Raw genomic sequence first — 10,744 nt, 5'->3', positions numbered from 1 at the left:
AGCAGTGAAACGATGCATCGCCGATGGTAGTGTGGGGTTTCCCCATGTGAGAGTAGGTCATCGTCAAGATTCAAATTCAAAACCCCCATCTGCACACGCAGGTGGGGGTTTTGTCTTTTCGGGCGATTAAAACATCGCACCCCTGTAGGACCGGATTTATCCGGGAAGAGGCCAGTGAATCACTCAGCCTCGTCCAGATTATCGATATGCCTGAACCGCTCCACCAGGAAATCAATCAGGCTGCGAACCCTCGCCGACAGATGCAACTGCTGTGGATAAACCGCATACACATCCGCCCGAGTCGGAGTCTGGTCCTCCAGCACCAGACGCAACCGGCCGCTGCGCACATACCGGGCGATATCCCATTCGGCTCTGAGCAATACTCCATAACCCTCCAGCGCCCAGTTCAGCGCCACCTCGCCGTCATTACAGCCCAACGCTCCGCGTACCTTGATGTTCTGAGTCTTCCCGCCGTTGGTAAAACTCCACACGCCATGGGGCGTTTCGTTCTGCCTGAGGAAAATGCAGTTGTGCTGCTGCAGATCCGACAGGCGCTGCGGCACGCCATGCCGTTCCAGATACAGAGGAGAGGCGCACAGCAAGCGTCGGTTGGATGCGATCTTGCGGGCATGAAAGGCGGCATCCGGCAGCGTGCCGAAGCGAATGCCCAGGTCAAAGCCATGGGTGGCCAGGTCCAGCGGGTGATCGGTGATTTCCAGCTGTATTTCCACTTCCGGGTAGCGTGAGAAAAATGCCGCCAGTGCAGGCCCGATATAACGGCGACCAAAGCCCAGGGATGCATTGACCCGAATCAGCCCCTTGGGCGTGGCACGGCTGCTGCTGACCAACTGCTCGACCTCATCGATCTGGGTCAGGATGCGCGCTGCATGGGAGAAGTACAGCTCACCTTCAGCGGTGAGGCTCATCGAGCGGGTTGTGCGGTTCACCAGGCGCACGCCAAACCGGGCTTCCAGTGCGCTCAGCCGTTTACTGACGGCTGGAGGTGTGATCCCAAGCTCTCGTGCCGTTGCAGCGAGGCTGCCCTGATTGGCCAGCAGGTAGAAAAAAGACAGGTCCAGAGTCTGATTCATTCGTAACTCAAGGTTATGGATGTAGTTATTTTGAGTAACTCACAGCTTTGTGCTCACTACATATACTCCGCTCATACCCTGCTGAACAGCCTGTTCGGCAGTACAACAAGAACGAATCAAGAGTGGAGTTGAACATGAGCGCATACAAGATTGCTGCAGTTCCAGGCGATGGCATCGGTGTCGAAGTGATCGCCGCAGGTGTCGAGGTGCTGCAAGCCCTGTCGAAAAAATCCGGGTTTGAAATCGACTTCAAACACTTCGACTGGAACTCTGATAACTACCTCAAGAACGGTTACTACATTCCCGAAGGCGGTCTTGAAGAGCTGAAAACCTTCGACGCCATTTTCTTCGGCGCCGTCGGTGCCCTGAACGTGCCTGATCATATTTCCCTGTGGGGCCTGCGCCTTCCGATCTGCCAGGGTTTCGACCAATACGCCAACGTGCGCCCGGCCCGTGTGCTGCCCGGTGTCAAAAGCCCGCTGCATAACGGCGACCAGATCGATTGGGTCGTAGTGCGCGAGAACTCCGAAGGTGAATACTCCGGCAATGGCGGCCGTGTTCACCGAGGCCTGCCGGAAGAAGTCGCCACAGAGGTGTCGGTATTTACCCGCGCCGGCGTCGAGCGTATCCACCGCTTCGCGTTTGAACTGGCACAGAGTCGCCCACGCAAACACCTGACCATGGTCACCAAGTCCAACGCCCAGCGTCACGGCATGGTGCTGTGGGACGAGATCTTCTATGAGGTTGCCAAGGACTTCCCGGACGTCAAGATCGACAAGGAACTGGTGGACGCCGTCACCACACGCATGGTGCTCAAGCCTTCGACCCTGGACGTGATTGTCGCCACCAACCTGCACGCTGACATTCTGTCCGATTTGGCAGCAGCATTGTCCGGTAGCCTGGGGATTGCGCCGACCGCCAACCTCAATCCCTCGCGCAAGTTTCCTTCCATGTTCGAGCCGATCCACGGCTCAGCTTTCGATATCACCGGCAAAGGTGTTGCCAATCCGGTCGCCACCTTCTGGACCGCCGCCATGATGCTGGAGCACTTGGGCGAAGCGGCTGCGGCCAGGCAGTTGATCTCGGCTATCGAAGCCGTGACTGAAAGCGGCCTGCATACACCTGATCTCGGCGGCAACGCCACCACCCGACAAATCACCGATGCGGTGATCGAGCTGATCAATCGTTGATTCAAAGTAGTACTGCGGCATAACGCCAGGAGGCGATCATTGATGCGCCCCCTGGCATTTCCTGACAACAATAAAAAATCAGGGCCCCGTCATGAAAAGAATTCTTTCCAAGCTTTATATACAAGTCCTGCTTGCCGTCATCCTCGGCGCCGTCGTCGGTGTGCTGGTTCCTGAAACCGGTACAGCGCTCAAGCCTCTTGGCGATGCCTTCATCAAACTGATCAAGATGCTGCTCGCGCCGGTGATCTTCCTGACCGTCGTGACCGGCATTGCCCGTATGGAAAACATGAAAGAGTTGGGACGCGTCGGCTTTCGCGCCCTGATCTATTTCGAGGTGGTATCGACCCTCGCTCTGGTCCTGGGCCTGATCGTCGTCGATGTGTTCAAGCCCGGTGCAGGCATGAACATCGATCCGGCCACGCTGGACACCTCCAGCCTCGCCACTTACACCACCGCAGCCAAACATGCCACGTTCATGGATTTCGTGATGAACATCATCCCCGACACCATCGTGGACGCCTTCGCCAAGGGCAATGTGCTGCAAATCCTGCTGTTCTCGGTGCTGCTCGGTGTGGCCCTGGCGAATGTCGGGCCGCGTGGCAAAGCATTCGTCGATACGCTGGATAGCCTGATGCAAGGCATGTTCAAGATCGTCGGCATGGTGATGCGCCTGGCCCCTATTGGGGCGTTCGGTGCAATTGCCTTTACCATCGGCAAATACGGTTTCGGCTCGCTGTTCTCACTGGGCAAGCTGATGGCCTGCGTCTACCTCACCTGTGCGGTATTCGTGATCTTTGTTCTGGGGCCGATCTGTCGTTACAGCGGTTTCAGCCTGTGGAAATTCCTTCGCTTCATCAAGGAAGAGTTGTTCACGGTATTGGGCACCAGCTCGTCGGAGTCGGTGTTGCCACAGATGATTTCCAAGATGGAAAAGGCCGGGGTTTCCAAGCCGGTGGCCGGGATGATCATTCCGTCGGGCCTGACCTTCAATCCTGACGGGCAGGCGATCTACTACACCATTGCGGCGATTTTCATTGCGCAGGCGACCAACACACCGCTGACTCTGACCGATCAGTTGATCGTGCTCGCGGTGCTGATGTTCACCTCCAAAGGCTCGGCGGGTGTGACCGGTTCCGGGTTCATCATTCTGGCCGCGACACTGGCATCGCTGGGGACCATTCCGGTGGCAGGCATGGTGTTGCTGTTGGGTGTGGACCGCTTCATGTCCGAGGCGAGAGCGATCACCAACACCATCGGCAACGGTGTCGGCACCATGGCTATCGCCAAGTGGGTGGGGGCTCTGGATACGGAGAAGATGAACAAGGCGCTCAATGGCGAGCAGCAGGAGAACAAACCTGAGATCGTGACGCCTGCTGCGACCGCGACCCATGTTGTCTTGCCGGGAATGAAAGGCGCTCCCCAGGTTTAAAGGAGCGCCTCCCAGACTCCGGCGCTGTTATTCAGCCAACGCCGGAGCTTCTTGCTGTTTCACCTCTTCACGACGGCGGATGTACTTCCAGTCCGCTTCATCGATGTAGATGCCATTAGGGCCGCTACCACCTTCAAGGTCGATGGCCACATGGGCCGAGACTTGAGGTTTCACGCTCGCCAGAATCGGCACGAAGCCCAGTTGCAGGCTGGTTTCCAGCAAGGCTGCCTGGTTCTTCTCGTCGATGTCTGCTGCTTCGTCCAGGTAGTACGGCAAGCGCACACGGCCAGCCAGATCACGGTCCATCAAGTGCAGCAACAAGTACATGTTGGTCAGCGCCTTGATGGTCATGGTTGTACCGTTGGACGCAGCACCGTCGATGTCGGTGTGGATAACCGGCTGGCCGTGAACCTTGGTGATCTCGAACGCCAGCTCGAAGAGGTCTTTCAAGCCCAACTGGTTGTGATTGGCCGCTACCAGTCGTGCCAGATATTCCTTGGCTTCCTCGTTCTTGTTGTCCTGCTCGGCGCTTTGGCTCAAGTCGAACACGGACAGGGTTTCACCTTCTTCATACTGACCGGCGCTGTGGATGATCTGGTCGATATGCTTGAGGGCTTCCTTGTTCGGCGCAAGGACGATACGGAAGCTGGCCAGGTTGGAAACCTGACGCTTGTTGATCTCGCGGTTGAACAGCGCCAACTGGTGTTCCAGGCTGTCGTAGTCGCTGCGGATATTGCGCAAGGTACGGGCGATATCCGTGACCGCTGCACGACGCGCCTTGCCCAGGGTCAGGGCTTCGTCGGTGCGGTGCGCGTAAGCGTTGATCAGCAATTGCAGACGACGCTCCACGTCCTCTTCACTGTCGAACTTGGCAACGCCCTTCAGGCGCACCTGCGCATACAGTGCTTCGATCTGGCCATCGCTGCGAAGCAGACCCTGCCAACTGTCCTGATAGTCATTGAGCAATGGCAGCAGGTTGTCCATGGAGTCGTCGACCGGGTCCATGAACGGCGTGCCGAATGGCATGTCCGCAGGCAGCAACTGACGGCGACGCAGGGCGTCATCCAGTGTGCGCTGCTTGGCTTCCATGTCGCCGATCTGGCGAGCGACCAGTTGCAGCTTGGCGGACAGTTGCTGGACGCGCTCGGTGAAGGCATCGCTGGAGCGCTTGAGTTCGTCCTGCGTGGCCTCCAGTTGCGCCAGCTCTTCATGCTTGCCGGCTTCTTCTGCGCTCAGGGTCTGGCAGCGGCGGAAATCTTCCAGAGCCTTTTGAGCGTCCAGAACCTGCTGATACAAGGCTTCTGTCTGGGTCTTGCTGGCAGCGCGGTCGGCGGCAACGGCCTGCTGGGTTTTCAGTTGCTTGAGTTCTTTTTCCAGACGCTCTTTCTGGTCCCGCAATGCCGCACGGTCAGCCAGTGCCTGCAAGGCGGGCGGTTCGATATGCGACAGGTTGATGGACAACCCCGGCACCTGGAACTGATCGCCCTTGAAGCCATCGAGGATGGTTTCCAGAGATTTGACCCACGCATCGCCATCGTCCAGCGCAATGCCTTGCTCGCCCAGTGGCAGGCTGAACAGCGCGCTGTTGAACAGGCGCATCAGGCGCTCGACGTCCGGCTGCGAGAACTCTTCGCGCAGGCGGGCGTAGCTGTTGTTGTCGGCGTGATCGAGTTGCTGCTTGACCGATTTCAGGCGTTTTTCCAGATCCCGCAGACGCTCTTCCAGGTCCTCGGCGCTGAACTGACGAGACTGGGCCAGCGCACCGGCCAGTTCGTCGTGAGCATCCTTGGCGGCCAGCAGTTGCTGCTCCAGCACCTTGACGTCATCGACCAGCGCGAAGCGGTTCTTGAGTACCGACAGCTCGCCGATCCAGCGCTGAATGCTGCTGATCTCACGCTCCAGACGCATCAGCTCCTGAGTGCTGTTGCGTTGATCATTCTGCATCTCGTCCTGCTGGGCACGGTAATGCTCAGCCTGGATGACCAGTTCTTCCTTGCGGGCGCTGGAGTAGTCCGACCAGGTGCCGAGCAACGAATCCAGCAGCGGCGACAGGCGATGCAGCTTGCCGCGCAGGATATCCCGCTGCTTGACGCCAGCGGCCAGTGCTTCCACTAGCGGGCCGGCGAGCACCAGCGAGTTGTAGTCCTGCTCCATGCGCCGCACATCGCGGAATGCTTCTTCGCAGGCCGCAATGTAATCGACGCTGCCGGAACGCAGGCTGTGCTCGAAGGCATCCAGGAACAACTGTTTGAGTTTGGCCGCAGTGATTTCGCGCATGTGCAGCAGGTTGATGAACAGGGCGCGGAAGGTCTTGAGGCTTTGCTCGCTGGTGGAACGCAGTGGAATCAGCGTCAGGTCCAGCGGGATCGAGGTGTGTCCGCCTACCAGCAGGCGACGCAGTTCGTCCGGCTTCAGCTCGTAGGCTTTCAGGCCTTTGCTTTCCAGGTTGCTGAACAGCTCTTTCTGCCGCAGGCAGGTGTCGTTCTTCTGGTAATGGCTAAGGTCCAGCTCACCGGCATAGGCGAAGAACTGGTGCCCGAAGCCGCCGCCCGGGCCGCGACCGACGACGCCGATCACGTGCGGGCCGTGGGGCAGGGAAACTTCCACCAGAATGTAACTGGTGTCCGAGGCGAAGTAGAAACGGCGCGATTGCTCCAGGCTGTACTTGCCGAAGCTCATGTCCGACATGCGCGCCAGAATCGGGAACTGCAGGGCGTTGATCGAAGCACTCTTGCCCAGGTTGTTCGCGCCGTAGACCGACAGCGGGTTTTCCAGCGGGAACAGGCCAAGGCTGTAGCCAGCGGTGTTCAACAGGGCAAAACGGCGGATGCCATAACGTTCCTGGCTCATGCGTCCATCTCCTGTTGTTCTTCAGCAATTGCGCGTGCCAGGGCCTGCTCTTCGGTTTCTTCGGCGAACTCGGCCAGATCCAGCGGATCGTCGGTTTGCAGCAGTTTCTCGTCGCTGTCGTCATCGATCAGGATCGGTGTCGGCAGAGGCAGGTCGCTGTGCAGGCTGGCGGCCAGATCACGGTCCTGCTGCACCGACAGGCACACATCAAGGAAGCGATGCATCGGCGGCAGGAAGCGATAGATCCCCACTTCTTCACTGGCAAAACCCAGTTGAGTCATGCGGCGCATGATCTTCTCTTCGAGTTCTTCCTGAGTCTGGACTTCAGCCTGCAAGAACAGGTCGCGGTATTTATCCAGCATCGAAGGCAGCTCATCGCGGCCCAGGGTGCCGCCGTCGAGCACGGCCATCGGGTCGCGACCCTGGTCGGCCAGATGCTCGACCAGGATGAACGTGAACAGGGCCAGACGCTGCGCAGTCTTGTTCACCTGTGCGGCGGCCAGCTCCGGGACGAAGTAGTAGAAACCGCGGGTATCGCAGACCAGCTCGAAACCCAGCGCCTTGAACAGCGTGCGGTACTGGTCCTGGGCATTGGAGAGTTGGGCATACAGCTCCGGGTCGCGGCGGCTGATGTGATAGCCCTTGAACAGCTCGCGAAAGATCGGCGCAAGCTGGGACATTTCGGAAAGATCAAGATGCATGAAGGGTGCTCTCGGAATTCTCTGGCTGCTCGTCTCGGGTCGAGAGCAGGGCGAAGGAGCGCAGGCTGACGCGGTGCTCCTGAGTGAAATACTCGCGACGCTCCAGGCGTTCGCGGGCGAAGCGCTTGTCACGGGACAGGCGCGAGAACCAGTACAGCAACTCGTCGGTGGCGCCGTTGGGTTCCTGCTCCAGCAGCCAGACCATCAGGTCCGGCAGCGGCAGAGCGTCTTCGCAGCGTTCGAGCATTTCCTTGACGGTACGCGGTGCCTGAGGCGGTGCGCCCTTGCGTGCAGTGCCGCTGGCCTTGGGGAATTTTGCGGGTTTGGGTTCAAAGCGGGCCAGTGCGTAGACATAAGCCTCGACCTGGCTGGCGCTGCCCAGAAACGTACTCTGCGGACGGGTGAACATCGGCATCGCCGCCTGCGGCACGGCATCCAGCCCTTTGCGGCGAATAGCCGACAAGGCCAGCGCGGCGCCACGGGTTACGGCGTTATGGCGACGGGCTTCCTCGCGCAGCGGCAGCAGCAGTTCACGCGCATGACGCAGGGTGAGCTGGGCGCTGGTCTGCATTTCCAGGATACGCGCATGGGTGCGCAACAGCATGTCGTCGTCTACCAGATGGCCAAGACGTTGCTGTTCGGTCAGCAGGCGCAACAGCACGTTCTCTACCTTGCGCACGCCTTGCTCAAATGCGCCGTCGGCGTTGACCAGTTGGATCATCGGCTCGACGTATTCGTCCCAGGTCGCGAGCACCTCGGCGTAGCGCTGGCGCAGTGGGATCTGACGGTCGCTGGTCTTGGCGCGATCGGCAACGGCCACCAGTGCCTGTTCGTCGTTGGCGAGTTTTTTCAGGACATCGCGCACGCGCATGTCCAGCAGGCGCAACTGGCGGGCCAGATCGTTGGCGTCGCGAATGTCGAAGGCATCCTGAATGTAACCGGCCAGTCGCTCCAGATGGCGCAGATAGGCTTCGATTTCCAGGCATAACCCCAGACGGTGCTCGCGGCGCAGATAGGACAGGAAGTCATGGATCTGCGCATTGAGCTCGAAACGGTTCGGGCTTTTGGCGACAGGCACCAGAATGTCCAGACGAATCCATACATCCAGCAGGTTGGTGATGTCTTGCGGTGTGCTGTCCAGCTGCTGAGCGGCCAGTTGCAGACGCAGTTCGCTCAGGCTCAGCGTGCCCTGGTCGAAGTGTTCGCATAAAGGCTCGAGTAGCGCCCAGTGCTCGGCAAGGGCGCGCAGGACGCGCTTGGGTTCGATCATTGGTAGGCCGACTGTTGGCAAGTGAAAAGGAGCGATTGTACTGCATCAGCCACTGAAGATTTCACCTCCCGGCGATCAACTGCGGCGCGAATCGGCGAAGAGCGCTAGAATTGCGCGCTTAACTTATCCACAGGTGGCCGACCTTTGCTCAACGAGTCCCGTCGCCGCGCCTATTTGACTGCCATGCAGGTGGTCAACTGGCTGCCGCGCACTGAACTGCCTTTCGCTGCACCGTCCCGTGCGGAGCTGCTTGCGCCGTTGCCGGTGGAGGTCGAAAGCATTGCGCCTGTCGTGCCTGAAACGCCGGTTGCCGCCCAATCTCCAGTGGCCCCAGGCGCCGCGCCGGTTGCGCGTCAGGCCGAGCGGCCGAAGATCGAAGTGCCTCGTCCATCCTCCGCCAGTAAAAGCGCTCCAGTGGCTGCGGCAGAAGAGGCCGAGGCCACATCGACGGTCAAGGCCGTTGTCGTACCGCCACCGCGTTTTTCCTTGCAACTGCTGCGTGCCGGGCGTTGCCTGCTGCTGGTTGAGCTGCCTACCGGGCAGCCATTCCAGAGTCGCGATCCTGCTTACCTGTTGCTCAAGGACATGCTGCGCGCTGCCGGTTTGCCCGATAGCCCGCAGATCATCGGCGAGCCTGTGCGCTGGCCTCTGCTGGTTCGCGGCAACATGGATCAAGGGCCTGATGCGGCACGTGACTTTGTGCAGGGCTTTGTTGCTGCCCGCCTTGAAGACGAACCCTGTGCCTGCCTGTGGCTGATCGGCCTGCCTGCCGTGCGCTTTGCCGGTGAGGTCGATGCCGAAGCTTTCAACCGTGAACTGCAAGTCGAAGGTCTTGGAGCAGCGTGGGCGCTGCCAGGGCTGGAATTACTGATGGACGAGCCGCATCGCAAGGCGGACGTCTGGCAAGCCATGCGTCGGCTGATGGCGCGCTGGAAATCCATAGATGAGTGACGCGATAACCTTTCGCCCGATGACCGAAGCAGATCTGGATGCGGTATTGAAGATCGAGTATGCCGCCTTCAGTCATCCCTGGACGCGAGGCATCTTTCTCGAAGGCCTGAAATCCTATGACATCTGGCTGATGTTCGAGGGCGCACAACAAGTAGGGCATGGCGTCATTCAGGTCATCATCGATGAAGCGCATCTGCTCAATATTACCGTCAAGCCCGAGAGCCAGGGCCGCGGCCTGGGTTTGCGTCTGCTTGATCATCTGATGAAGCGTGCTTACGAACTCAACGGGCGTGAGTGCTTCCTGGAACTGCGCGACAGCAATCGAGCGGCCTATCGTCTGTATGAAAACTACGGTTTCAACGAGATCGGTCGGCGTCGCGACTACTATCCGGCTGTCGGAGGACGCGAGGATGCCGTCGTGATGGCCTGTACGCTGCTGGAGTAGTCGTGCCACTGGCGCAAAAAATAGCTCGCAAGTAGTGGCACCTTGGCGTGACTTGGCGTGTTGGACGCCAGTCAAAGCTGGGCATCATTATCGAGGGCGTCATAGCATGAACGATCTACAAGACCTGATTGATAACAACGAGCGTTGGGCCGATGCGATCAAACAGGAAGACCCTGAGTTCTTCGCCAAGCTGGCTCGCCAGCAAACCCCGGAATATCTTTGGATCGGCTGCTCGGATGCACGCGTTCCCGCCAACGAGATCGTAGGCATGTTGCCTGGCGATCTGTTCGTACACCGGAACGTGGCCAATGTTGTATTGCACACTGACCTGAACTGCCTGTCAGTCATTCAGTACGCGGTTGATGTACTGAAGGTCAAACACATCCTCGTGACCGGGCACTATGGTTGCGGTGGTGTTCGCGCCTCCATGCAGGACCGCCAGTTCGGCCTGATCGATGGCTGGCTGCGTACGATTCGCGACCTGTATTACGAAAAGCGTGAAGAGTTGGCGAAACTGCCGACCGAGGAAGAACAGGTTGATCGCCTGTGCGAACTCAACGTGATTCAGCAGGTGGCCAACGTCGGTCATACCAGCATCGTGCAGAACGCCTGGCATCGTGGGCAGAGCCTTTCGGTGCATGGCTGCATCTACGGCATCAAGGATGGCCGCTGGAAAAGCCTGGACACGACCATCAGCGGCCCTGAGCAATTGCCACCGCAATATCGCCTGCGTCCTCTGTAACCCCGTAATCAGATGGACTCGCCCCCGCCGAGGCGTCTATGCGCCACGGTGGCATCCTATAGATGTCAACGACAG

Annotated in this window: 9 protein-coding genes; 5 read left to right on the top strand and 4 right to left on the bottom strand. The window is 59.2% G+C overall.

The genetic code is table 11. From position 1 onward, the window contains the following. Nucleotides 1–179: 179 nt before the first annotated feature. A complete protein-coding gene (locus K5D32_RS25395; RefSeq protein WP_221578038.1) occupies nt 180–1,091 on the bottom strand; it encodes a LysR family transcriptional regulator in 912 nt (303 codons plus the stop codon). Nucleotides 1,092–1,225: 134 nt separating this feature from the next. On the opposite strand from K5D32_RS25395, the gene K5D32_RS25390 reads away from it, so the two are divergent. Both K5D32_RS25390 and K5D32_RS25385 read left to right on the top strand, forming a co-directional pair. Then, nucleotides 1,226–2,281 carry a tartrate dehydrogenase gene (locus K5D32_RS25390; protein ID WP_221578037.1) on the top strand — a complete coding sequence of 352 codons (1,056 nt, stop codon included), beginning with the start codon at nt 1,226–1,228 and terminating at the stop codon, nt 2,279–2,281. A 91-nt stretch (nt 2,282–2,372) separates the two neighbouring features. Continuing rightward, complete coding sequence (locus K5D32_RS25385) at nt 2,373–3,710, top strand: dicarboxylate/amino acid:cation symporter (RefSeq protein ID WP_260407543.1); 1,338 nt, start codon at nt 2,373–2,375, stop codon at nt 3,708–3,710. A 27-nt stretch (nt 3,711–3,737) separates the two neighbouring features. On the opposite strand, the gene mksF is transcribed toward K5D32_RS25385, so the two are convergent. Genes mksF through mksB form a run of 3 tightly spaced genes read right to left on the bottom strand, consistent with a single transcriptional unit; the run spans nt 3,738 to nt 8,531 of the window. Beyond that, entirely contained in the window at nt 3,738–6,560 is a 2,823-nt protein-coding gene (gene mksF / locus K5D32_RS25380) for an Mks condensin complex protein MksF (protein ID WP_221602273.1), read from the bottom strand. Next, nucleotides 6,557–7,261 carry an Mks condensin complex protein MksE gene (gene mksE / locus K5D32_RS25375; protein WP_025258547.1) on the bottom strand — a complete coding sequence of 235 codons (705 nt, stop codon included), beginning with the start codon at nt 7,259–7,261 and terminating at the stop codon, nt 6,557–6,559. The genes mksF and mksE overlap by 4 nt, the downstream gene beginning before the upstream one ends. After that, nucleotides 7,251–8,531, bottom strand: a complete 1,281-nt coding sequence (gene mksB, locus K5D32_RS25370; RefSeq protein ID WP_221578033.1) for an Mks condensin complex protein MksB — start codon at nt 8,529–8,531, stop codon at nt 7,251–7,253. Before mksB ends, mksE begins: the two co-directional genes overlap by 11 nt. 144 nt (nt 8,532–8,675) lie before the next feature. On the opposite strand from mksB, the gene K5D32_RS25365 reads away from it, so the two are divergent. The 3 genes from K5D32_RS25365 (at nt 8,676) to can (ending at nt 10,669) form a co-directional block, all read left to right on the top strand. Next, on the top strand, nt 8,676–9,482 hold the full coding sequence (locus tag K5D32_RS25365) for an energy transducer TonB (RefSeq protein WP_221602272.1): 807 nt from the start codon (nt 8,676–8,678) through the stop codon (nt 9,480–9,482). Further along, on the top strand, nt 9,475–9,927 hold the full coding sequence (gene rimI / locus K5D32_RS25360; protein ID WP_025258550.1) for a ribosomal protein S18-alanine N-acetyltransferase: 453 nt from the start codon (nt 9,475–9,477) through the stop codon (nt 9,925–9,927). The genes K5D32_RS25365 and rimI overlap by 8 nt, the downstream gene beginning before the upstream one ends. Nucleotides 9,928–10,033: 106 nt before the next feature. After that, entirely contained in the window at nt 10,034–10,669 is a 636-nt protein-coding gene (gene can, locus K5D32_RS25355) for a carbonate dehydratase (RefSeq protein WP_038399747.1), read from the top strand. The last annotated feature ends 75 nt before the right edge of the window (nt 10,670–10,744 follow it).

Origin of the sequence: Pseudomonas cichorii (genome assembly GCF_019719005.1) — a bacterium.
GTDB classification, from domain to species: domain Bacteria; phylum Pseudomonadota; class Gammaproteobacteria; order Pseudomonadales; family Pseudomonadaceae; genus Aquipseudomonas; species Aquipseudomonas cichorii_E.
The sequence above is the reverse complement of the archived record's forward strand: the minus strand, read 5'-3'. Positions and strand labels throughout refer to the sequence as shown.

Excerpts from the sequence above, each read along its gene's own strand:
- K5D32_RS25395 (WP_221578038.1), bottom strand. The coding sequence starts at position 1,091 with ATGAATCAGACTCTGGACCTGTCTTTTTTCTACCTGCTGGCCAATCAG.
- K5D32_RS25390 (WP_221578037.1), top strand. The coding sequence starts at position 1,226 with ATGAGCGCATACAAGATTGCTGCAGTTCCAGGCGATGGCATCGGTGTC.
- K5D32_RS25385 (WP_260407543.1), top strand. The coding sequence starts at position 2,373 with ATGAAAAGAATTCTTTCCAAGCTTTATATACAAGTCCTGCTTGCCGTC.
- mksF (WP_221602273.1), bottom strand. The coding sequence starts at position 6,560 with ATGAGCCAGGAACGTTATGGCATCCGCCGTTTTGCCCTGTTGAACACC.
- mksE (WP_025258547.1), bottom strand. The coding sequence starts at position 7,261 with ATGCATCTTGATCTTTCCGAAATGTCCCAGCTTGCGCCGATCTTTCGC.
- mksB (WP_221578033.1), bottom strand. The coding sequence starts at position 8,531 with ATGATCGAACCCAAGCGCGTCCTGCGCGCCCTTGCCGAGCACTGGGCG.
- rimI (WP_025258550.1), top strand. The coding sequence starts at position 9,475 with ATGAGTGACGCGATAACCTTTCGCCCGATGACCGAAGCAGATCTGGAT.
- can (WP_038399747.1), top strand. The coding sequence starts at position 10,034 with ATGAACGATCTACAAGACCTGATTGATAACAACGAGCGTTGGGCCGAT.